We start from the raw sequence: 21,715 nt of genomic DNA on the forward strand, positions 1-21,715 counted from the left end.
GCGGCTAAAGGAGCTGGCTGAGCAGCGAGGATGGCTTCATGGGCTGAACGAAGCAGCCAACGCGGTTGAGATCTTGGGGCCAGTTGCTTCTCCAATTCCGCGAATTAAGAACCGCTATCGGTTCCAATGCATTATCAAGAGCAAGGGAAATGTTGATTTGTCCTCCTTGATGGCAGATGCGATGACGGAGTTCGACATGGTCTCCAAAGAACAGGATGTATGGTTCAATGTAGATATCGACCCGCAAATGATGATGTAGGGATGAATAAAAAGCACTGGAGCATTTGTCATCAGTGTATACGGTGAATAAACTATAAATAAACGATTCAAAAAGGAAGGTGTGCCCGATGGCATTACGAATTATTGTACACGAACCAGATGAGGTTTTGCATCAAATAGCAAAGGAAGTTCCTAAGATTACTCCGAATATTCAGAAGCTGCTGACAGATATGGCAGATACGATGTACCATGCTGAAGGTGTCGGACTTGCTGCTCCACAGATCGGTATCTTGAAGCGTGTTATTGTTGTAGATGTCGGCGATGAGCATGGTTTGATCGAGATGGTTAACCCTGTTATCCTGTCTGCGGAAGGAGAGCAGCTTGGACCAGAAGGCTGCTTGAGTATCCCAGGAATCAATGGCGACGTACTCCGCCATCAGAAAATCACGGTAAAAGGGCTTGACCGCAATGGCCGTGAAATTACGATCGAAGCTGAAGATTTCTTGGCTCGTGCATTCCAGCATGAGATCGACCATTTGAACGGTGTATTGTTCACCGAGATTGCAGAACGGGTATATGAGGTGCCCCGCGAAGGCAGGGAATAATGATGACGAAGATTGTATTTATGGGGACGCCAGAGTTCGCGGTTCCTTGCTTGGAGAATTTGTTAAAAGAAGGGTACGAAGTTGCAGCGGTGGTCACTCAGCCGGATCGTCCGGTAGGGCGCAAACGTGTGCTGACGCCTACACCGGTGAAGGCTGCTGCGCTGGAGCATGGGATTCCTGTATGGCAGCCTGAGAAGCTTCGTACCTCTACCACGATAGAAGATATTCGCGCTTTGGAGCCGGATCTTATTGTTACTGCAGCTTACGGACAGATTCTGCCGAAGTCTGTGCTTGATATTCCGCGTTTCGGCTGCATTAATGTACACGGTTCACTTCTGCCGAAGTACCGTGGAGGTGCGCCAATTCAGCGTTCGATCATGAATGGCGAGCCGGTAACTGGCGTAACGATTATGTACATGGCGGAAGGCATGGATACAGGCGATATGATCAGACCGGTTGAAGTGCCGATTACGGATGAGGACAATGCCGGCACGATGTTCCAGAAGCTAAGTGCTGCAGGAGCACAGCTTCTGATTGATACGCTGCCGGATCTAATCGCAGGTCGCATCCAGGCGATACCGCAGCCTCATGAGGAAGCGACTTACGCTCCTAATTTGAAGCGCGAGGATGAGAAGATTGATTGGTCACGATCTGCGCGTGAGATTTTCAATCAGGTCCGCGGCCTTGTTCCGTTCTCTGGCGGATTTACGTTGTGGAACGATGAGGTATTCAAGGTGTGGGCTTGTGAGGCGCCGAGCAAGGCAGAAGCTGATGCAACCAAGGGATCGCAGGAGCCGGGAACTGTGTTGACACTTAGCCCGCGCGGCATTGAGGTTCAGACAGGTGCAGGCACATTGTGGCTGACTGAGGTTCAGCCTGCAGGCAAGAAGGCAATGGCTGCTAGTGAATTCGTTCGCGGCGGCAAGATGATGCAAGGGACGGTGCTGAAGTGAGCGAGCAGCAATCGGGAGGCGCGAAGAAGCGCAAGACAGCACGTGATGTTGCGCTCGAGGTGCTTGTTCAAGTGGAGAAAGAGCACTCCTACAGCAATTTGCAATTGAACCAGGCACTCCAGGGAGCGAATTTACCGCGAGTTGACGCAGGTCTGGCGACAGAACTTGTATACGGAACGATTCAGCGGTTGAACACGATTGATGGTGTGCTGGAGCAGAAGGTGCAGCGTGGCTTGTCCAAGCTTAAGCCGTGGATGCGCAATCTGCTGCGCATGACAGCCTATCAGCTGCATTATCTGGATCGCATTCCTGCCCATGCTGCCATTAACGAAGCGGTTACGATTGCGAAGCGGCGTGGCGGACAATCCATGGGCGGCTTCGCGAATGGAGTGCTGCGAGCGATTATGCGCGAGCCGAATTTATGGGATACACCTGCTGGTTCAGATCCGGTCTCACGAATTGTATGGGAGCATTCGCATCCGGCTTGGCTTGTCTCTAACTGGATCGATGCTTACGGGGAAGCAGACACAGCAGGAATGTGCGAGGCGAACAATCGTCCTCCCCACGGAAGCGTGCGCGTAAATGCGCTGCGGACGAATCGTGAGAAACTGCTTGCCGATATGCAGGAGGAAGGCTTGCACGCACTGCCTTCTTCGCTCTCCAAGGATGGAATCGTTGCTGAGGGCGCAGGGAATCTGGCGTTAAGCAAGTGGTATCGCAATGGCGAGTTGTCCGTACAGGATGAGAGCTCCATGCTCGTCGTTGAAGCACTACGGCCTGAGGCTGGCATGCGAGTGTTAGATTGCTGTGCTGCACCTGGAGGCAAGACGACACATATTGCGGAGCGAATGGGCAATACAGGTGAGGTAGTGGCTAATGATGTTCATGCCCATAAGGTGGCGCTCATCGCGGATCAGGCAGAGCGTCTTGGCTTGACATCGGTTGCGACGATGAACGTGGATGCGTCCACGCTAGGCCGTGAGCTGCCTGCCGACAGCTTCGATGCAGTACTGCTCGATGCGCCATGCACAGGCTTCGGTGTCATTCGACGCAAACCGGACATTAAGTGGGCCAAGCGTCCTGAGGACGTAGCATCTATTGCTTCCCTTCAAGCTGAGCTTCTTGATCAGGCAGCTCAATTGGTTCGCCCAGGCGGACGCCTCGTCTATTCGACTTGTACGGTTGAACGTGCGGAAAATGAGGATGTGGTTCGCCGCTTCCTAGCATACGCTGCTGAGGAAGGTTGGGAACTGGATGATACGTGGAAGGCGGCTCTTCCTGCGGAGCCCCTCGCTGCGGCATTGAAGCGGAGTCCGGAAGGCATGCTGCAGGTGCTGCCGCATGATGCGGAATCGGACGGCTTCTTCATCGCTTGCCTGAAGAAGCGCAAGTAAGCATATCGTCGTGCGAATCGCATGATGTTGATAACCTGCACAGGGTGTGAAGCATACGCCGCAATGCTCAAGACGAGGCTTCTTGAACGTTGCGGCTTTCTTTTTCAAATAGGGAAGATCTGCTGTTTGTTTTAGCATTTCGCCCATTTGTGGTAAAATAAATCGAACTGCATGATTGAGGAAAGGTAGAGGTTGAACGAACGAATGAAACCATTTATATACGATCTTACATTTGAACAGCTTCAAGAATGGTTGAAGGAGCAAGGAGAGCCGGCATTCCGTGCCGGACAAATTTTTGATTGGCTATACGTGAAGCGTGTGGATGACTTCCAAGGGATGTCAAACTTGTCCAAGTCGCTTCGTGAGAAGTTGGAGAACAGCTTCCAATTTGTAACTCTGAAAGAAATTACGCACATGAAATCGCAGGATGGCACGTATAAATTCCTATTCGGACTGCACGATGATCATGCGATTGAGACTGTCATTATGAAGCATAGTTATGGGAACAGCATCTGTGTAACGACCCAGGTCGGATGCCGTGTAGGCTGTACCTTCTGTGCCTCTACGCTTGGCGGGTTGAAGCGGAACCTGACAGCGGGTGAGATTGTAGCCCAAGTCGTCGCTGCTCAGAAAATTCTGGATGAATCCGAAGAGCGCGTAAGCAGCATCGTTATTATGGGGACAGGAGAGCCATTTGAAAATTATGATGCGACGATGGCGTTTCTTCGCATTATGATCCATGAGAAGGGGCTGAACATCGGACAACGTCATATTACGGTATCAACGAGCGGCATTGTGCCAAGCATTTACAAATTTGCTGACGAGAATACGCAAATCAACTTGGCGATTTCAATTCATGCGCCGAATGATGCTCTGCGTTCGAAGCTCATGCCCGTTAACCGCAGATTCCCATTCGAGGAAGTGATGAAGGCGCTCAAGCATTATCAAGTGAAGACTGGACGCCGCATAACCTTCGAATACGCGCTTATTGGCGGTGTGAACGATAAGGTTGAGCATGCGGAAGAACTTGCAGATGTTTTGAAACGTATGGAAATGCTCGCACATGTCAACTTGATTCCGGTCAACTATGTACCGGAGCGGGATTATGTACGTACCCCTCGCAACGATATTTTTGCATTCCACCGTGCGCTTCAGGATCGAGGCATTAATTCGACGATACGCCGGGAGCAGGGGCATGACATTGCTGCAGCGTGTGGACAATTGCGAGCGAAGCATATGGAGTCTAATGCGAGGTGATCGAAAATGAGAGCTGTACAACGTTCTGATGTAGGACGCGTCCGTGCGGTCAATGAAGACCGTGCCTTCCTGTCCGAGTTGTCGAACGGCTATTACGCAGCTATCGTAGCCGATGGAATGGGTGGACATCAGGCGGGAGATATTGCAAGCCGACTTGCTGTCGAGACGGTTATATCTGAATTGTCAGCATTGCCGGGTGATTTGGATCAAGAGATGCTGGGCAGTGCGCTTGAACAGGCGATTATCCGAGCGAACCAAACGATTTTTCATATTGCCTCTCAAGACGAGAAATATCATCACATGGGAACGACAATTGTCGCAGCCCTTTTCGATAAATCTGATTGGAAAGGATTTATCGGGCATATCGGCGACAGTCGAGCCTATGTAATTAATCGCAGTGGAATTAAGCAGCTGACGGATGATCATACACTAGTCAATGAGCTGGTGAAGCGCGGTCAGATCGAACCACAGGACGCAGAGCGTCATCCGCGGCGCAATGTACTTATTCGTGCGCTCGGAACGGACGAGCAGGTTGAAGTGGATCTGCTGTCTGTTGAAATTCGTGTTGGAGATGTGCTGCTTCTATGCAGTGATGGATTGACGAATATGTTGAATGCTGAACAAATATGGGGAGTTGTCATTGATCCTTCGCTCCCGCTGCCTGTCAAGGCGGATCGCCTGCTCGGACAAGCGCTTGATGCCGGGGGGGATGACAACATCACGATTGTCCTTCTGGATCGTTTGGAGAACAGCGTTGTGGAAGAGGGGGGTAGCTCATGATTGGCACCATACTGTCTGGTCGCTATGAAATCATTGCGCGGATTGGTGGAGGCGGCATGGCGCTTGTGTACAAGGCGCTTGACAATTTGCTGAACCGCTATGTAGCAGTCAAAGTATTGCGCCAGCAGTTCGTTCATGATGAAGAGTTTATTCGCCGATTCCGCCGAGAGGCGCAGTCTGCTGCATCGTTGTCTCATCCAAATGTAGTCAGCATCTATGATGTTGGACAGGAAGAAGATACTCACTTTATCGTCATGGAGTATGTGGAAGGGCATAATCTGAACGAGATTATTCTGGAACGGGCGCCGCTGCAGGTTGACGAGTCGGTGCGAATCACTACACAAATCTGTGACGCGCTTGATCATGCCCATCAGAATCATATTATTCACCGCGACATTAAACCGCATAACATCTTGATTGGTCGGAACGGCCGCGTCAAGGTGACAGATTTCGGGATTGCACGCGCGGTTACTTCGTCGACGATCACACAGACTGGATCTGTGGTCGGCTCGGTTCATTATTTTTCTCCAGAGCACGCGAAGGGCGTGTCAACAGGAGAAAAGTCTGACTTATACTCGCTCGGGATTGTGTTATATCAGATGCTTACTGGTAAGCTTCCGTTCCTCGGGGAGAGCCCGATCAGCGTGGCTCTGAAGCATCTGCAGGAGCCGTTCGATGAACCAAGAGTGGTTAATCCGCATATTCCTCAGAGTGTGGAGAACGTCATTCTGAAATCGATGCGCAAAAATCCTGCAGAACGATATCAATCCGCAGCGGAGATGATGCGTGATCTGGAGACATGCTTGCTGCCTGAACGTCTGCATGAGCCCAAAATTACATTTAAGCCTCGGCCTGTCTATGATGATGACCAAGAGACGCGGGTGATGCCTGCAATTCGCTCCACGACGTCAGATCATGCAGCTAGCCCTCAGGGGAGGACGGGAAATCCCCCTGAGCGCTCGGCATCGTCTGCTGCAGCTGGAGCTGGCAAGCGCAAGTCATGGGTGAAGCCTGCGATTTGGGCAAGTGTGACAATTGTATTTCTAGCGATATTAATCGGTGTTGTGTATTACGTGAAGAGTGTGCTTATTGTGAAGGATGTTGAAATCCCTAATCTGGCCAACAAGACGGTAAGTGAAGCCGAGAAAGTGTTGGGCCCTCTAAAGATTGAGATTGAGGATCCTGTAATTGAGGAATATAAGGAAGGCTTCGAGGCGGGAAAAATCTTCGACCAGAGCAAGCCCCCTGGATCAATGGTGAAGGAAGGATCGACCATTCGCTTATATGTGAGCAAAGGCACGCCACTTGTGAAGCTTGCCGATTACAAGGGGAAGTCGGTCGACAATGTCGTACAGCAGCTGTTAGGTCTAGGCTTCGACAATTCACAGATTGAGAAGAAGCTCGTCTATGATGATGAGTTGGAAGAAGGTCTGGTCGTCAGCATGTCTCCAGGCCCGAATACGGAGGTCGATCCGAAGAAGACAACGATTCAGCTTATGGTCAGCAAGGGCAAGGAATCGTTCGGTATGCCGAACTTGAAAGGCATGACCAAGGAGGCGGCCATTGCTGCGATTGAATCGAGTGGACTGAAGCTGGCTAGGGACGGTGTTGTAGAAGAGCCTAGTTATGAAGAACAAGGCAAGGTAATTAAGCAACAGCCGTACGAGGCAAATGATCCGGTAACGAAGGGTGCGGAAGTTCGCATCTATATTAGCTCAGGCTATCCGCCTGAGGCATTGCGATATACGTTCCCGCTAACGGTATATCCGGAAGTGGAAGGCAAGTCGAGCAAGATTCGGATCTATTTTACGGATGCTCGCGGCGAGAAAAAGGAATGGGGTACAGAGACGATTACGACGGCCAAAACGTTCAATGTGGAGCTTATTCTTGCACCAAATAAGGATGGGGCTGTGTCCTTTGAACGTAACGGCAAATTCGTAGATGCTTATCCAGTCTCTTATACCGATGCGAAACAGGGAACGGTTCGGATCCCGCCTCCTCCTGATATTCCGGTTACTACACCGCCTGAAGGCAATCCAGAACAGGGGGGCGGCCAAGGCAATGGCGAAGGGGTCACTCCTCCTGTGGATGGAACAGATGGACAGAACGGAGAGGCAGGCGGTGAGGAAACTGGGAACTAACAGTTGGCCTCGCTGCCGTGCAATGAACAGCAGGAACGTGAAGAGCTTGGAGGAACATATATGCCAGAAGGTTTAATTGTAAAGGCGCTGAGCGGCTTCTATTATGTTCGGCCCGATGAGTCTACAGATGAAGAGGTCGTTCAGTGCCGTGCCCGCGGCATTTTCAAGAAGAAAGGCGTGTCCCCGCTTGTCGGGGATCGCGTCATCTTCTCTATGACGGATAATGGAGAAGGTACGGTAGATCAGATTGAGAAGCGGAAGACAGAGCTGATTCGTCCGCCAATTGCGAATGTGGGGCTGGCAGCGCTTGTCTTCTCTGTAGCTGAACCCGTATTGAACCGCCAATTGCTGGACAAGTTCCTTGTACATATCGAGCACGCGGGACTTGATGCGGTTATCGTGTTGACGAAGTGCGACATCATAGACGGGCTGCCAGAGACAGAGCAGTCGGCTGCACGTCAGGAGATGGAAGAGACAATTCGTCTGTATTCCAATGTCGGCTACGACGTTATTTCTACCAGTGCCCGAGGCGGGTATGGATATAGTGAAGTGGAGAGCAAGCTGAATCAAGACATCAGTGTATTTGCGGGTCAGTCTGGTGTCGGCAAGTCATCGCTACTTAATGCGATGCTGCCCGGCGTATCGCTGGAGACGAACCAGATCAGCCATCGTCTCGGTCGAGGCAAGCATACGACACGTCATGTGGAGCTGCTTGCATTGCCCCGTGGCGGCTATATTGCGGATACTCCGGGATTCAGCCAGCTGGATTTCTTGGAACTGGGTGTTGATCAGCTTGGAGACTGCTTCCGTGAGTTCAGAGCATATGCAGACGGCTGCAAATTCCGCGGCTGTACGCATATTCATGAACCCGGCTGTCAGGTAAAGACGGCTTTGGAGCAAGGCGATATTGCAAAATCCCGCTATGAGCACTATGTGCTATTTTTCGAGGAAATGAAAGAGAAAAAACGGAGGTACTAACATGACACAGCAGAACGACATCCGAATTGCCCCTTCCATTTTGTCCGCTGACTTTGCGAAGCTTGCGGAGGATATACGTGACGTAGAGCGAGGCGGCGCCGATTGGATCCACATCGATGCGATGGATGGCCGCTTCGTTCCGAACTTGACGTTTGGTCCGCTCATTGTAGATGCTATCCGTCCGCACACGGAGCTGACATTGGACGCTCACCTCATGATTGTGGAGCCGGAGAAGTACGTTCCTGACTTTGCCAAGGCAGGCGCTGATGTCATCACCGTACATGCGGAAGCTTGTCCGCACCTGCATCGTGTGGTGCATCAAATTAAGGAATGCGGTGCCAAGGCAGGCGTCGCATTGAATCCCGGCACCTCGCTGTCGGCCGTTGAGGAGCTGCTCGGCGATGTGGATTTGTTCCTCATCATGACGGTCAATCCAGGGTTCGGCGGACAGAAATTCATTTCTTCGATGACGGATAAAATCAAGCGTCTGCGTACAATGCTGAATGAACGTGGCAGATATGACGTCCATATTGAAGTGGATGGAGGAATATCGGCAGCAACAGCTGGCCTCGTTACTGAAGTGGGAGCGGATGTACTCGTGGCAGGAAGCGCGGTTTATGGGTCACCGGATCGTGCTGAAGCGATTCGTGTGCTTCGCGAAGCAGCAAGAAGAGGATGACACGGCAACTAGATTGCGCAGCGGCATCATGGGATATGCGTGAGGGAGAGCGTGCGTGATGCTGCTGAGCGACAAAGGGGAGAGAAGCATGTGGGTAACAGCGCTAATGCTGACGCTGTACGGCTTTGTGTGCGGATCACTAGTAGGAATGTATGCATTTTTAACCTTCCCGATTAACTTGGTATGCTCGGTGGGGGCTTTGTTTCTTGGATACAAGTTCTTCAAGCGGTATCAGACCAAGGGCGTTCGGATCTGGTTTGTATCCTTGTCCGTATTGTTTTACTTCATCTTTTTATTCATGATGTCAGTTGTCACATATTTGAAGCAATTGCCTACGCCTGCTGCCTGAATCCTTCAGAATCGGGCTTGCTCTCCATGCATAGAGCTTATGGGGTCGGCATATAGTGGTTACATGAGCACAGATCTCATGTAACCTTTTTTCTTATCATGACGGGTCTTTCGGACATGTCGGCGAATAGAAGTGTAGGGTAGATGAGATGACGAGGAGGGTGGAGTATGAAGTTCTATACGTTTAAGCTGCCTAAGTTCTTGGGAGGTTTCGTCAAGGCCATCTTAAATACGTTTCAAAAAAACTGACGTTCCTGGCGGCCATGATGCTGAATCCGTATCCATCATCCACCACCCGAACGTATTCGTATATGAAGGGCAGCGGGAACGGAGCAACAGGCTCAGCACATATATGAACGATAGCGGGTTCCGGCATGCAGCAGAAACGGTTGTTCCGTCCCGTTCGGAGGTCCGACCGTTTCCTGCGAGATGGCATAAAATCATGTCATTTCATGTAAAGTAAGGAAGAATCGAAAAAAAGACTCCCCATTGAACGATGTCAATGAGGAGTTCCATCCCGATATGAAAAAAAGCACCTGATCGCGTCAAGGTGCTTTTTGTATATCTTACATGGGATTAGACGCGAGTCACTTTACCTGCTTTCAAAGCGCGTGTGCTCACGTAGACGCGTTTAGGTTTGCCATCTACCAAGATGCGAACCTTCTGAACGTTAACGCCCCAAGTGCGGCGGTTTTTGTTATTCGCGTGCGACACGTGATTACCGGATCCAGGTTTCTTCCCCGTTACATAACATTTGCGAGCCATGCCTTACACCTCCTTATCCCAAAACAACCCTCATACAATTAAATACTCAAATATGATATCATATATGAAAAAGCCTCGTCAACTGAATCAAAAACTTTGTTTATTTCTGTTTTCTATTATAGTACAATGTTGATTAGTCCATAATACTCACAAAAAGGGGTGGAACAACCATGGCCATTCAATTGGATACCAATCTCGGAGCTGTGAATATTTCCGAAGGGGTCGTAGCAGTCATCGCCGGATCAGCGGCAATGGAATGTTATGGACTTGTGGGCATGGCCTCGCGCAAGCAGTTGAAGGACGGCATTGCTGAGCTGCTTGGTCGCGAAAATCTGACGCGTGGTGTCGAAGTGCGCCGGGAGCAAGATGCGCTACATATCGATTTATATATTATTGTTAGCTACGGAACGAAAATATCCGAAGTGGCGCACAACATTCAACAGAAAGTGAAATATGTATTGAATGATGTAGCTGGCCTGTCAGTCGAGCAAGTCAACATCTTTGTCCAAGACGTACGCGTATTAAGCTAGGAAGGGGAATATTCGTTGAATATACGTTCTTTAAATGGAACACAATTTGCCAATATGGTGCTAAGTGGTGCAGACAGTCTGAACCGCCACGCAGAGCATGTCAATTCATTAAATGTCTTTCCGGTACCTGATGGGGATACGGGAACGAATATGAATTTGACGATGACAGCAGGCGTTACTGAACTGAAAGCGAAGATGTCTGCATCCATCGCCAAGTCGGCAGAAGTTTTGTCCAAAGGATTGCTAATGGGAGCCCGAGGTAACTCGGGTGTTATTTTGTCTCAATTGTTCCGCGGCTTTAGCCGTGGTGTTGCTGGTTTGGATGAGGTGAACTCGGTTCAGTTCGCCCATGCGATGCAGAGTGGTGTTGATACCGCTTATAAGGCTGTCGTCAAGCCAGTTGAAGGGACGATTTTGACAGTTGCGAAGGAAACAGCCAAGTACGCTGTTCAAATTGCTCGTCGTACTCCGGATTTAACGGAGTTTATGCGTGAGGTATTGGCGAAGTCCAATGAAGCATTGGCGAAGACGCCGGATATGCTGCCTGTACTCAAGCAAGTAGGCGTTGTAGACTCCGGTGGACAAGGCCTCGTATATATTTATGAAGGATTCTTGGCTGTTCTGGAGTCCGCAGATGGTTCTTACACTGAGTCGACACCGTCTGCAGCCGTTCGTACACCATCTGAAGTAGCGACTCCGCATGTGAATGCTTCTGCTCAAGCGAAGCTGCATACGGAAGATATTGAGTTCTTGTATGATATGGAATTTTTCATTGATCGTACGCGCGGAGTATCTAAGCCGTTCGATGAAGACAAATTCAGGAAAGCGCTTGCCAAAAATGGGGATTCGATCATTGTGATTCCAGATGATGAAATCATTAAGGTTCACGTTCATTCCCGCAAGCCAGGAGAAGTATTCGATCTGGCCATGGAGTATGGTGAGCTGACGCAAATGCACATCTTGAATATGCGTGAGCAGCACCGTGAAATCATTCATGGTGAACACGGCGATGTGTCTGCTATGCCTGAATTATTCGCAGAAATTCCTGTACAGGAAGTAGCAGCAGAATCCACTTCGGTAGAGCCGCCAGCTGAAGAACTTGCACCTTATGGCTTTATCGCTGTAGCAATGGGCGATGGCATCAGGGATATTTTCAGCAGCTTGGGCGTAGATGTTGTGCTCTCTGGTGGACAAACGATGAACCCAAGTACACAAGATTTCATCGACGCCATTGAGTCGATCTCGGCACAGCATATCTTCATCTTGCCTAACAACTCTAACATTGTGATGGCTGCGAAGCAGGCTGCAGAAATCGTGGAACGTGAAGTAACAGTACTTGTCAGTAAGACAATTCCACAAGGGATTGCAGCGGCATTTGCCTTCCAAGAAGACGAGAGCTTGGAAGTGAACCGTTCTGCGATGGAGGACGCTATCGCTCATATTACGTCTGGTCAAGTGACGTACGCGGTGCGTGATACGACGTTGGATGGTCTGGAGATTAAGGCCGGCCATTACATGGGTATTGTAAACGGCAAGATCGTAACGACGACGGAATCGGTTGCGGATACGCTGCAGCAGTTGATGACGAAGATGATGGAGAACAGTGGGGAAGTCGTGATGCTTCTTACAGGAGAAGAAGCGAAGGACGAGGATACGGAAGCGATTGTTGCATGGCTCAGCGAGCAATATCCGAACGCTGAAGTAGAAGTGCATCAAGGCGGCCAACCAATCTATTCCTATATCATCTCCGTAGAGTAGGACAATGTGGAGGGGGATTCTGTATGAGTCATATTCGTATCGTAACGGACAGTACAGCGGATATTCCGCAGGATGTGCGTGAACGCTACGGAATCGAGATGGTTCCGCTCAAGGTGCATTTCGGTCAGGATATGTTCAAGGATGCTGTAACGATTACCGCGGAACAGTTCTATGAGAAGCTGGTGCAGGCTGACAAGCTTCCTACAACATCTCAGCCTTCGCCAGTTGAGTTTTTGGATGTATATAAGCGTTTGACTACAGAATCAGACACCCAAGTTATTTCGATACATTTGTCCGCAGCGCTCAGCGGAACGTATCAATCTGCGGTTCTCGCCAAGAGTATGATTGAGGATGAGGCGGATATTACAATTATTGATTCGATGTCCGCCTCTTATGGATCTGGATTGATTGTCGTTGAGGCAGCACGTATGGCGGAAGCAGGTCAATCCAAGGACGAGATACTGGCCATGATTGAACGTTATCAAGCGGAGCGCTCTTTATACTTTTTAGTGGATTCATTGGAATTTTTGCATAAAGGCGGACGTATCGGCAAAGCTGCTGCTATGTTCGGTGCTCTGCTAAACATTAAGCCTATCTTGTCTGTAGATCGTGCAGGTGAAGTATGTGCAGTGGATAAGGTTCGCGGTCATAAGCGTGCCGTTGCGCGCATCGTTGAACTGCTAGAGCGGGATCACGGAGGCCATCCGGTTCATGTCGTGATGGGCTACACGAGTGACCAATCTGCAACAGATGAACTAATGGAAGCGATTAAGGAGCGGTTTGATATTCGTTCCTTGTCATATACGGCCATCGGAGCCGTTATCGGCACCCACGTCGGAACAGGTGTAGGCGCTGTGTTCATGTGGCGTGCTGATACGGATACTGCCGAATCTATGCAATAGGGTAAGTGTGGTGCAATTATGATTGAACTTAAACAATGTCCGGTAACGATGATCAAAGGCGTGAGCGCTTCGAAACAACAAGAGCTTCACGCCTTTGGCATCTCTACCGTTGCTGATTTGCTTGATTATTTTCCATATCGTTATGATGATTTTCATCTTCGTCCGCTTAGCGAGCTGAAGGATGGAGAGAAGGTAACTGTTGAGGGACGGGTGATGAGTGCTCCTGTCCTTCAGCGATTTGGGGGCAAGTCTCGCTTGTCCTGCAAGGTTATGGTAGAAGATTGGCTCATTACGGCCACTTGGTTCAACCGCCATTACTTGCGTGAGCAGCTTACACAAGGCCGGGAGATTGTATTGACAGGGAAGTGGGATCAACGCCGGTTGCAAATGACGGTGTCGACATCCGAATTCTCTGACCGTGGGGGAGGGCGTAAGAATACCTTGCAGCCGGTCTATTCGGTCGGCAGCAAGATTACGCAGACGTGGATGCGCAAGACGATCACCCAAGCGCTCCAACAGTTCGGAGAAGCGATTCCTGAGCTAATGCCCCCGGAAATAATGCGGCGCTATCGACTGATGCCGCGCAAGCAGGCAGTACGAGTGATGCATATGCCGCAAGATGCGGAGGAAGGCAAGCAAGCACGAAGACGAATGGTCTACGAGGAGCTGCTGCTATTCCAGTTGAAGCTGCATGTATTCCGTGCTGTGACTCGCGAGCGCGCCGACGGCGTAGCGCATGAGGTAGATAATGCGACAATTCGCGAGTTCGTCCGCGGTCTTCCCTTCGAGCTTACGGATGGCCAGAAGAAGGCTGTAACCGATATTTTGCGTGATATGCGGGCCAACACCTGCATGAACCGCCTGCTTCAGGGTGATGTTGGTTCTGGTAAGACGGTTGTTGCCGCCGTTGCCCTGTACGCTACCGTACGTGCAGGCTATCAGGGAGCGCTCATGGTGCCAACAGAAATATTAGCGGAACAGCATATGCGTTCGCTAACGAAGTTGTTCGAACCGCATGGCATTGAGGTTGGGCTGTTAACCGGCAGCTTGACTGGACGGAAACGGAAGGATCTGCTTGCTTCCTTGCAGATGGGCATGATCGATATCTTGGTTGGAACGCATGCGCTTATCCAGGATGACGTTCATTATCGGAAGCTCGGCCTTGTCGTAACAGATGAGCAGCATCGGTTCGGTGTCAATCAGCGGAGTATATTACGGCGCAAAGGGATGAATCCGGATGTGCTTCTGATGACGGCGACGCCAATTCCGCGCACGCTGGCGATTACGGCATTTGGCGATATGGATGTATCCTCAATCCGTGAACGTCCTGCAGGACGCAAAGCCATTAAGTCATACTGGGTGAAGCATGACATGATGGATCGGGTGCTTGGCTTCATCCGTCGTGAGGTATCCGCTGGTCGCCAAGCCTATATTATTTGTCCACTTATTGAAGAGTCGGACAAGCTGGATGTGCAAAATGCGATTGATGTGCATGTGCAAATGCAGCAGGCCTTTCCGGATTTGCAGGTTGGCTTGCTGCATGGTCGCATGACGCCATCGGAGAAAGACGAGGCCATGCGCACATTCAGTACAGGAGAAACTCATGTACTCGTATCGACGACTGTAATCGAGGTTGGTGTTGATGTACCGAACTCGACGCTCATGATCGTGATGGATGCGGAGCGCTTCGGCTTGTCTCAGCTTCATCAGCTTCGTGGACGTGTCGGACGCGGTGAGCATCAGTCTTATTGTGTACTCATTGCGGATCCGAAGTCGGAGGTTGGGCAAGAACGTATGCGCATTATGACGGAAACAGACGATGGCTTCGAATTGTCAGAGCGCGATCTGGAGCTGCGCGGTCCTGGCGATTTCTTCGGAACGAAGCAGAGCGGGATGCCAGACTTCAAGGTCGCAGATATGTCGAGCGATTTCGCTGTGCTGGAACAGGCGCGGGATGATGCAGCAGAGCTTATCCGATCTGAGGCGTATTGGACATCGCTTGAGTACGCCCCGCTCCGCGATGCTGCCCAGCAGGAACAGCTATTCCAAGGGGAGCTTCTCGATTAGTCGATGGTAGTAGTGCGGATAGAATGAAATCGGGCGGATAGTAGACAAGCGGGCAAGCATATATTGGAACAGTATTCCGTTTAGAGGTTGTTCAAAACGCATGATTTTGATAACCAACCTTTTTGAACTTGCATGGATTTGCAGGATATGTTCTGGAGGTGCTGCCCGCATGAGTTATGTAAAATACGGCATTAGCCCACAGCTGGTGGAGCGAATAAAGCAGAAATTGAAAAATCCGGTGACGAAAGATCGTGTGAAAAAGCTTGTCGAAGGATTGAGCAAGGCAGATTTGCAAAATCGCGCGACAATTAAGCGCTTGATGAAGCAAATCGCGAAGGTGCTCAATGAGCCGCTAACGAGCCAGCAGGAGGATCAGTTCGCTGATTTTATCATTGCGCAGAAGATCGATCCGAACAATACGTTCCATTTATTGAAGTTGTGGGGGATGTTTCGCTGATACACCCTTTTCTTGAAGCCTTGGTTCTATGGTTATACGCAGAAGCTCAGTTCTCTTAGGAGGACTGGGCTTCTTGTGTGTTATGCCGGATTTATGCTGGTTAATATGGTTTTGGCCTCATTGCGGCAATATAGGTCTAGGGAGGATTCTAAATGGTAGTGAATGCTGATCATCGAGTACATTGCTCACGAAATGGCCTTGCAATGGTGACGAATTCGGCACACTTCGATATTTTTGCGATCCGTGCATGCAAAATATGCTTATATAGGGGTATAACGTTTGTAGATGATTGACATTTCTTAATCAATTTATATGTGGAGGCGAATGACATGAAGAAGATGAAAATAGGCGCAGCTGCATTAGCTGCCATGCTGCTGGCTGTATCTCTTGCTGGCTGTGGTTCGGCGAAAGATTCCGCCAAAGAGTTGGAGGGGACGGCTACTTCCTCTGAAGGGACAGGTACGGTAACCATTAAGGCAACGAATTATAAATTCGAACCTGGAACCATTAAGGTGAAGAAGGGCGATAAGGTGAAGCTGACGCTGAGCAATAAGCAGGGTCTGCACGGTTTGAAGCTGGAGGACTACAACGTAGAACTGCAGGAAGATGGCGCAACTGCCGAGTTCACAGCAGATAAGGCGGGTACATTTGAGTTTCATTGTTCGATCATGTGCGGTTCTGGCCATGATGGGATGAAGGGCGAGCTTGTTGTTGAAGAGTAAAGCTAGCGATGAATAAGACGGATCGCATGATGGCGATTGTACTGGAGCTGCAGCGCAGAGGTACACTGCGTGCAGAGGATTTGGCATCTGTATTCGAGACGAGTGTCCGTACAATCTATCGCGATATTCAGGCGCTCTGTGAAGCAGGGGTTGCGATCATCGGAGCTCCCGGCCAAGGATACTCGCTCATGGATGGCTATTTTCTGCCGCCTGTTCATTTTACAGCGGAGGAAGCAGAGGCGATTTTGCTTGGCGTAGATTATATGGAGCAGCAGTTCGGAAGGGCTCATGAAGATACGATACAGGCTGTTCGGCGCAAGCTTGAATCAGTCATGCCACAGTCGGTACGGCAGGATACAGAACGGATGCGCTCTTCCTTGAAGCTCATTGCCCATTCTGCGCATGCAGAAGGACTTGCTCTGCTGCGGCGTGCTGTAATGGAGGAGCGAAGTGTGCGCTTCCGCTATGTGAAGCCTGTTCAAGGGGATGATGGCCGTAGAGAACATGTTCGCAAGGTAGATCCCTACGGGATTGTGCATATCAAAGGAACATGGTCGATGGTGGCTTATTGTCATCTTAGACAGGCAATTAGACATTTCCGACTTAGTCGCATAGAGGATTTAGAACTGCTCGATGAATCATTCACTCGTCCGCCCGACTTCTCTCTACAGTCCTATCAGCCGACAGATGATCGCCAGCTCCTTGTACGTGTGCTTCTGCATGCCGCTGCGGCTGAGCGTGTGAAGGAGCAGGGATACTTCTTTATCGATACCATGGAGGAACATCCAGAAGGGACACTTGTGACATTGCGAGTGAGACAACCCGAAGATGTGCTTGGATGGATTCTAGGGTGGGGTTCAGCAGCGGTTGTATTGGAACCGGAGTCGCTTACAGAGCTTGTCCGCCTTGAGGCAGAAAAAATATTGCAGCAGTTAAAACGCTACTGACATACTGTTGTCAGTAGCGTTCGCGTATAGTAGGGGTATATTCGTTCGAAGGGAGCTTTACTAATGACAAATATGACCCCGCATCAGTCACTGTTAAGTCTGGAGGAATCAGTTAAGCAGGTTGTGCAGGAGCTTGATCTTTACAGTATGGAGGAGATTACACGCAAGCCAAGCGAGGAGGAGTGGTCGCTCGGGCAGGTCTATATGCATTTGATCCGCTCTGCGCTCTTTATGCAGCTTCGTCAGGTGGAAGTATGCCGCGACATGACTGCAGATGCAGCTAGCAGTGACCTGCTGGAGAAGACGCAGCAGGGCAGTATGGTCTTCGCGGCCGGGAGCATCCCTCCTATTCGTGTGAAGGTGCCAGCCTCTCCAGAATATACGCCACCTCAACCCGCCAGCAAGGAGGAGATTGTAGAAGGCATGCAGGCAGTACTGCGGCGCATGAACAAACTTGAACCTGTTATAGCTTCGATTCCAGAGCATCATAGAACGATGCATCCAGGCTTCGGTTACTTGAGTGCGATGGAATGGTACTTGCTTGTGGATATGCACTTCCGTCACCATGCTCTGCAGCGGGGACGTCTGGCTGCATTTCTCCGGGGAACTCCGTCAGCCTTGTAATGGATGGGTTCATAGTGTAAATAAGGTAGAGGGGACGCTGTCTGGTGTCTCCTCTTGGTGCTGCTCGCTTATCTGCTCGATACAGGAGGGATCGTCCACTCGTGTATTCCCCACCTTAGCGCTGACAGGGTAGACCTCCATTAGCTTAGACGGATAGGGAAGGAGAACGGATTGAAGCTTCCCAGTGTCGGTCATTCGGCGATCAAGCCAGAATGACAGCTGATCCTCTGGTAAAATAACCGGCATTCGATCATGAATTGGCTCCATCAGCTCGTTCGGAGTCGTCGTAATGATCGTGCAGGTGCTGATTTTCTCCCCATTGGGATTGACCCATATGTCATATAATCCTGCCATATTGAAAATACCGCCATCAGTGCGTCTAATACGCAAAGGCTGCTTCGTTCCATCTGGATTGCGTTTCCATTCATAGAAGCTGTCTGCTGGTATAATGCACCGCTTCCGCTGGAAGGGGAGGCGGAAGGCAGGCTTGTCCCGAACTGTTTCGGCGCGTGCATTAATTGTTCGTGCAGCGAACTTCTCGTCCTTCGCCCAAGCTGGAATGAGGCCCCACTTAAGCGGTCCAAGCCGCAGCTTCGTACCATCATGAATCAGGGCAGGTACTTGCTGGCTCGGCGCAATATTGTAGCGCGGCTCATGGAAGGGTGCAAGGGCTCCTGAATCAAGCAGATAGTACGCCATTAGCTGTTCAATGGTCACGGTTAATGTATATCGGCCACACACGTTACGTCTCTCCTCTCTTGTCCGTTCTATCCTATGGTGATCCCATCATATCACATTCTCTTCCTTCCCGTGAGGCGATCCCTCAGTCACATGCAACGACTTACACTTTACATACATTCAGCGTGAATTTGGAGTTATACGCAATCCGCAGTAGATCCTCACCTGCTCGACGCCATTCGATCCGAATTTTCAAAATCTCCCTGTTGAAAAGAGAATATATGTTCGGTATCCTGTGTATATAAGAACAAACGTTCTCGGCGAAGTGAAGGGTGTATGGATGGCAAACCGAATAAATCATGAGGACGAGTTATTATGTTATGTTGGCAGATTGTCAATCGTTCTATGCGAGTGTGGGGAAGGCTCCACACCCTGAATACAAGGATCGTCTGCTAGTTGTAGTGGGCGATCCTGCTCGTCGTGCTGATATCCGCACTGGCAGCTTGCCCTACAACTAAGAAGCATGGTGTCATACAGCGGAGCGGCTGGCTTGGCGAAGCCATTAGTAAATGTGCAGACCTTATTGTTGTTCAGCCCCGCATGGATGAACAGCATTTGGATGTGACGGGCAGCCTATTACTTGCATGACGAATGTATGTTTGGCATACAATAGGAATATACGTTCTTATTCTGTGATTGTGTATGTAATATGATTTATAATATTGGAGGGCTTAATGTGAGTCAGAAAAGGGAAAGGGTAATATTTTTGGCCGATTGCGAAAGCTTCTATGCAAGTGTAGAAAAAGCAGATCATCCAGAATATCAAAATAAAGCAGTAGCAGTAGCTGGTGACCCTACACGTCGTTCAGGGATTATTCTGGCCGCGTGCCCGATCGCTAAAAGTTTTGGTGTGACATCAGCCGAACGGTTAGGTGAAGCGCTCAAGAAATGCCCGGATCTCATCATTATGCGTCCTCGTATGCAGCATTATATCGATGTTTCATTGATGATTACTCAGATTTATGAGGAGTTTACGGATTTAGTTGAAGTGTTTAGTATTGATGAACAATTTTTGGATGTAACAGCCAGTCAATCCATTTTTGGTGATCCAATCACCATTGCGAAGGAAATCCAGAAACGAGTAATGCTCCAGACAGGGGTGCGGATTCGAATCGGGATCGGTACCAATAAAATATTGGCTAAGACGGCAACGGATATTTGGGCCAAAAAAAATAAAAGCGGTATTTTTACTTTGCATCCATCCGACGTTCCCACCATGCTGTGGAAAGAGCCCGTTCATAAAATGTTCGGTGTTGGATCTCGAATGTGCAAGCATTTTGCGAAACTAGGGATCGTTACGATTGGGGATATTGCGAGAACTCCATTGCCCCAGCTTAAAAATAAATTTCGAGCTCGTTTCGGCAAACAGTCGGATATTCATGCCGAGGTGATGTGGCGAACTGCGAACGGGTTGGATGATAGTCCGGTAACACCGGGTACATTTCAAACACCTCCCAAATCGATTGGCCACATGATGACCCTGCCCAGAGATTATGTGCATTCTACGGAGATCGATACCGTCCTGTTGGAGTTGACGGAGGAAGTCTGCCGAGATTGTCGGATAAAAGGGTATATGGGCTGGGTTGTAACCGTAAGCTGCATGTGCAGCCCGTATGAAGCGCCCACAGGATTCTCACGCCAAATGAAAATGCCGGATCCGACGAATCATACAAATAAAGTATTTGATATGGTCAAGCGAATTTTTTATCAATATTGGGATCGAATGCCTGTACGTCGTGTAGGTGTTATGCTAAGCACATTGGAAGATGACCAGCATTATCAACTAACGCTCTTTGAAGATCAAGTCAGAGCTAGAGCGCTGGATAAGGTGACGGATATGATTAAGGATCGATATGGCAATGCGGCAATTATCAGAGCTTCTTCTCTTACCTATGCAGGTCAAGCGGTAGAGAGATCCCTGAAAATCGGGGGGCATTATAAATGAGTAAAAAGCTCGAAAAGAATGGTCTTTGGGAGTCCAGCCGGATGATGTTGCCGCAACATCGGGAGGCTCTGTTGAGAAGGCATAGTGATGCGTCAAGCGGGGAGTTAAACCAGCCAAAGAGGGAAGATATTGAATTAATGCGCGATTATGTTCTACTCTCGGTGATGTGTACGATGGTAACTAAGAAAATTCACGAAATGAAGGGATCCTCTGAAACATTGAAATCTCTTTATACCAAGGCTGCTCAAATCCTTGCAAATGATATCTCTACCGACCTGTCCAAAAGAAGACAGGAGATGTTGAAAAAAGAAATTCGTATTGTAGATGAAGAGAAGCACGATAGTACAATGATATTACACTATGCGTACCATGGCTATGAGGATAGTTTTCATATAACGAAAGAGTACATGAAGATGGAAATAAGCAGAAGGTTAGCTCGATACACGGACAGACTTACCACAAAATTAAGCAACTTAGTTGAAATAGAGTCACGATATTAATCGAGTCAAGAGAAAAAGAAAGAGAGCGCCTGAGCACGGCACTCTTTCGCAAGTGGAGATACTTGGGCAATTGGGCCCGGGTATTTCTTTTTATTGTCCACAGGAATCGTTGAAAAGATCCATGTTCACGTCTACGTGTTTAAAATATTGTCCTCCAATACGGTGAACTTATCGCCGTATTCTTTGATAATGTGGTTCTCTCCCCAGTTACAAAGCGCATTCAGAATCGGCTTAAGGCTCGACCCGTATTCGCTCAGTTCGTATTCGACCTTAGGGGGCACTTGATGATATGTAATCCGGTTGACAATCCCGTCCGCCTCCAGTTCCCGCAGCTGCTGGGTCAACATCTTTTGCGTAATGTTGGGCATAATACGCTTGAGATCACTAGTCCTCTTTTTTCCATGCG

Annotated in this window: 23 protein-coding genes and 2 pseudogenes; 22 read left to right on the forward strand and 3 right to left on the reverse strand. The window is 49.5% G+C overall.

Annotated features, from left to right (window positions below):
- From AZ66_RS14170 to spoVM, 11 genes and pseudogenes are all read left to right on the forward strand, one after another.
- Positions 1-259: pseudogene (locus AZ66_RS14170) on the forward strand (primosomal protein N'); the annotation flags it as partial.
- A gap of 88 nt (positions 260-347) precedes the next feature.
- A complete protein-coding gene (gene def, locus AZ66_RS14175) occupies positions 348-824 on the forward strand; it encodes a peptide deformylase (protein WP_021262558.1) in 477 nt (158 codons plus the stop codon).
- Positions 825-826: 2 nt separating this feature from the next.
- Positions 827-1,777, forward strand: a complete 951-nt coding sequence (fmt, locus tag AZ66_RS14180) for a methionyl-tRNA formyltransferase (protein WP_044355440.1) — start codon at positions 827-829, stop codon at positions 1,775-1,777.
- Positions 1,774-3,171 (forward strand): 16S rRNA (cytosine(967)-C(5))-methyltransferase RsmB, encoded by a 1,398-nt coding sequence (gene rsmB, locus AZ66_RS14185; RefSeq protein WP_044355431.1) that lies wholly within the window; start codon positions 1,774-1,776, stop codon positions 3,169-3,171. The genes fmt and rsmB overlap by 4 nt, the downstream gene beginning before the upstream one ends.
- Before the next feature lie 204 nt (positions 3,172-3,375).
- Positions 3,376-4,428 carry a 23S rRNA (adenine(2503)-C(2))-methyltransferase RlmN gene (gene rlmN, locus AZ66_RS14190; protein ID WP_021262555.1) on the forward strand — a complete coding sequence of 351 codons (1,053 nt, stop codon included), beginning with the start codon at positions 3,376-3,378 and terminating at the stop codon, positions 4,426-4,428.
- Between the two features lie 6 nt (positions 4,429-4,434).
- The gene (locus AZ66_RS14195; protein ID WP_021262554.1) at positions 4,435-5,208 is read left to right on the forward strand and encodes a Stp1/IreP family PP2C-type Ser/Thr phosphatase; all 774 of its coding nucleotides are present in this window, start codon (positions 4,435-4,437) and stop codon (positions 5,206-5,208) included.
- A complete protein-coding gene (gene pknB / locus AZ66_RS14200; protein WP_044355433.1) occupies positions 5,205-7,349 on the forward strand; it encodes a Stk1 family PASTA domain-containing Ser/Thr kinase in 2,145 nt (714 codons plus the stop codon). The genes AZ66_RS14195 and pknB overlap by 4 nt, the downstream gene beginning before the upstream one ends.
- Positions 7,350-7,409: 60 nt before the next feature.
- Complete coding sequence (rsgA, locus tag AZ66_RS14205) at positions 7,410-8,327, forward strand: ribosome small subunit-dependent GTPase A (protein WP_036621575.1); 918 nt, start codon at positions 7,410-7,412, stop codon at positions 8,325-8,327.
- 1 nt (position 8,328) lies between these two features.
- Complete coding sequence (gene rpe / locus AZ66_RS14210; protein WP_021262551.1) at positions 8,329-9,006, forward strand: ribulose-phosphate 3-epimerase; 678 nt, start codon at positions 8,329-8,331, stop codon at positions 9,004-9,006.
- Positions 9,007-9,064: 58 nt separating this feature from the next.
- Positions 9,065-9,355, forward strand: a complete 291-nt coding sequence (locus AZ66_RS14215) for a hypothetical protein (RefSeq protein ID WP_021262550.1) — start codon at positions 9,065-9,067, stop codon at positions 9,353-9,355.
- A 167-nt stretch (positions 9,356-9,522) separates the two neighbouring features.
- Complete coding sequence (spoVM, locus tag AZ66_RS14220) at positions 9,523-9,603, forward strand: stage V sporulation protein SpoVM (protein WP_019424875.1); 81 nt, start codon at positions 9,523-9,525, stop codon at positions 9,601-9,603.
- A 327-nt stretch (positions 9,604-9,930) separates the two neighbouring features.
- Here spoVM and rpmB read toward each other — a convergent pair whose 3' ends face one another.
- Positions 9,931-10,119 (reverse strand): 50S ribosomal protein L28, encoded by a 189-nt coding sequence (gene rpmB, locus AZ66_RS14225; RefSeq protein WP_005548278.1) that lies wholly within the window; start codon positions 10,117-10,119, stop codon positions 9,931-9,933.
- Positions 10,120-10,289: 170 nt separating this feature from the next.
- On the opposite strand from rpmB, the gene AZ66_RS14230 reads away from it, so the two are divergent.
- From AZ66_RS14230 to AZ66_RS14265, 8 genes are all read left to right on the forward strand, one after another.
- Positions 10,290-10,649: an Asp23/Gls24 family envelope stress response protein gene (locus AZ66_RS14230; protein ID WP_021256645.1), complete on the forward strand. Its 360-nt coding sequence runs from the start codon at positions 10,290-10,292 to the stop codon at positions 10,647-10,649.
- A 54-nt stretch (positions 10,650-10,703) separates the two neighbouring features.
- Positions 10,704-12,407 (forward strand): DAK2 domain-containing protein, encoded by a 1,704-nt coding sequence (locus AZ66_RS14235; protein ID WP_044355442.1) that lies wholly within the window; start codon positions 10,704-10,706, stop codon positions 12,405-12,407.
- Between the two features lie 23 nt (positions 12,408-12,430).
- Entirely contained in the window at positions 12,431-13,309 is an 879-nt protein-coding gene (locus AZ66_RS14240; protein WP_021262548.1) for a DegV family protein, read from the forward strand.
- Positions 13,310-13,327: 18 nt separating this feature from the next.
- A complete protein-coding gene (gene recG / locus AZ66_RS14245) occupies positions 13,328-15,376 on the forward strand; it encodes an ATP-dependent DNA helicase RecG (RefSeq protein ID WP_082061583.1) in 2,049 nt (682 codons plus the stop codon).
- Positions 15,377-15,545: 169 nt separating this feature from the next.
- The gene (locus AZ66_RS14250; protein WP_021262546.1) at positions 15,546-15,833 is read left to right on the forward strand and encodes a stage VI sporulation protein F; all 288 of its coding nucleotides are present in this window, start codon (positions 15,546-15,548) and stop codon (positions 15,831-15,833) included.
- Positions 15,834-16,162: 329 nt separating this feature from the next.
- Positions 16,163-16,555: a cupredoxin domain-containing protein gene (locus AZ66_RS14255; RefSeq protein ID WP_052648517.1), complete on the forward strand. Its 393-nt coding sequence runs from the start codon at positions 16,163-16,165 to the stop codon at positions 16,553-16,555.
- Positions 16,556-16,563: 8 nt separating this feature from the next.
- Entirely contained in the window at positions 16,564-17,502 is a 939-nt protein-coding gene (locus tag AZ66_RS14260; protein ID WP_044355436.1) for a helix-turn-helix transcriptional regulator, read from the forward strand.
- 63 nt (positions 17,503-17,565) lie between these two features.
- Positions 17,566-18,126 (forward strand): DinB family protein, encoded by a 561-nt coding sequence (locus AZ66_RS14265; RefSeq protein ID WP_044355437.1) that lies wholly within the window; start codon positions 17,566-17,568, stop codon positions 18,124-18,126.
- Positions 18,127-18,135: 9 nt separating this feature from the next.
- Here AZ66_RS14265 and AZ66_RS14270 read toward each other — a convergent pair whose 3' ends face one another.
- A complete protein-coding gene (locus tag AZ66_RS14270) occupies positions 18,136-18,867 on the reverse strand; it encodes an SOS response-associated peptidase (RefSeq protein ID WP_044355438.1) in 732 nt (243 codons plus the stop codon).
- 296 nt (positions 18,868-19,163) lie between these two features.
- Here AZ66_RS14270 and AZ66_RS32665 point away from each other — a divergent pair.
- The 3 genes and pseudogenes from AZ66_RS32665 to AZ66_RS14280 form a co-directional block, all read left to right on the forward strand.
- A pseudogene (locus AZ66_RS32665) lies at positions 19,164-19,446 on the forward strand (Y-family DNA polymerase); the annotation flags it as partial.
- Between the two features lie 67 nt (positions 19,447-19,513).
- On the forward strand, positions 19,514-20,809 hold the full coding sequence (locus AZ66_RS14275; RefSeq protein WP_442950294.1) for a DNA polymerase IV: 1,296 nt from the start codon (positions 19,514-19,516) through the stop codon (positions 20,807-20,809).
- The gene (locus AZ66_RS14280) at positions 20,806-21,309 is read left to right on the forward strand and encodes a hypothetical protein (RefSeq protein ID WP_044355439.1); all 504 of its coding nucleotides are present in this window, start codon (positions 20,806-20,808) and stop codon (positions 21,307-21,309) included. Before AZ66_RS14275 ends, AZ66_RS14280 begins: the two co-directional genes overlap by 4 nt.
- Positions 21,310-21,440: 131 nt before the next feature.
- On the opposite strand, the gene AZ66_RS14285 is transcribed toward AZ66_RS14280, so the two are convergent.
- Positions 21,441-21,715, reverse strand: a 275-nt coding sequence (locus tag AZ66_RS14285) for a winged helix-turn-helix transcriptional regulator (protein ID WP_044355445.1), incomplete at its 5' end; no start/stop codon positions are given.

It is taken from the genome of Paenibacillus sp. E194, from assembly GCF_000935845.1.
Classification (GTDB): domain Bacteria; phylum Bacillota; class Bacilli; order Paenibacillales; family Paenibacillaceae; genus Paenibacillus_B; species Paenibacillus_B alvei_B.

Coding starts and splice junctions, on each gene's coding strand:
- AZ66_RS14255 (WP_052648517.1), top strand. CDS start 16,163: ATGAAGAAGATGAAAATAGGCGCAGCTGCATTAGCTGCCATGCTGCTG.
- AZ66_RS14280 (WP_044355439.1), top strand. CDS start 20,806: ATGAGTAAAAAGCTCGAAAAGAATGGTCTTTGGGAGTCCAGCCGGATG.
- AZ66_RS14265 (WP_044355437.1), top strand. CDS start 17,566: ATGACAAATATGACCCCGCATCAGTCACTGTTAAGTCTGGAGGAATCA.
- AZ66_RS14230 (WP_021256645.1), top strand. CDS start 10,290: ATGGCCATTCAATTGGATACCAATCTCGGAGCTGTGAATATTTCCGAA.
- rpe (WP_021262551.1), top strand. CDS start 8,329: ATGACACAGCAGAACGACATCCGAATTGCCCCTTCCATTTTGTCCGCT.
- AZ66_RS14250 (WP_021262546.1), top strand. CDS start 15,546: ATGAGTTATGTAAAATACGGCATTAGCCCACAGCTGGTGGAGCGAATA.
- AZ66_RS14235 (WP_044355442.1), top strand. CDS start 10,704: ATGGTGCTAAGTGGTGCAGACAGTCTGAACCGCCACGCAGAGCATGTC.
- AZ66_RS14260 (WP_044355436.1), top strand. CDS start 16,564: ATGAATAAGACGGATCGCATGATGGCGATTGTACTGGAGCTGCAGCGC.
- pknB (WP_044355433.1), top strand. CDS start 5,205: ATGATTGGCACCATACTGTCTGGTCGCTATGAAATCATTGCGCGGATT.
- AZ66_RS14195 (WP_021262554.1), top strand. CDS start 4,435: ATGAGAGCTGTACAACGTTCTGATGTAGGACGCGTCCGTGCGGTCAAT.
- rpmB (WP_005548278.1), bottom strand. CDS start 10,119: ATGGCTCGCAAATGTTATGTAACGGGGAAGAAACCTGGATCCGGTAAT.
- recG (WP_082061583.1), top strand. CDS start 13,328: ATGATTGAACTTAAACAATGTCCGGTAACGATGATCAAAGGCGTGAGC.
- spoVM (WP_019424875.1), top strand. CDS start 9,523: ATGAAGTTCTATACGTTTAAGCTGCCTAAGTTCTTGGGAGGTTTCGTC.
- fmt (WP_044355440.1), top strand. CDS start 827: ATGACGAAGATTGTATTTATGGGGACGCCAGAGTTCGCGGTTCCTTGC.
- rsgA (WP_036621575.1), top strand. CDS start 7,410: ATGCCAGAAGGTTTAATTGTAAAGGCGCTGAGCGGCTTCTATTATGTT.
- def (WP_021262558.1), top strand. CDS start 348: ATGGCATTACGAATTATTGTACACGAACCAGATGAGGTTTTGCATCAA.
- rlmN (WP_021262555.1), top strand. CDS start 3,376: ATGAAACCATTTATATACGATCTTACATTTGAACAGCTTCAAGAATGG.
- AZ66_RS14215 (WP_021262550.1), top strand. CDS start 9,065: ATGCTGCTGAGCGACAAAGGGGAGAGAAGCATGTGGGTAACAGCGCTA.
- AZ66_RS14275 (WP_442950294.1), top strand. CDS start 19,514: ATGATTTATAATATTGGAGGGCTTAATGTGAGTCAGAAAAGGGAAAGG.
- AZ66_RS14240 (WP_021262548.1), top strand. CDS start 12,431: ATGAGTCATATTCGTATCGTAACGGACAGTACAGCGGATATTCCGCAG.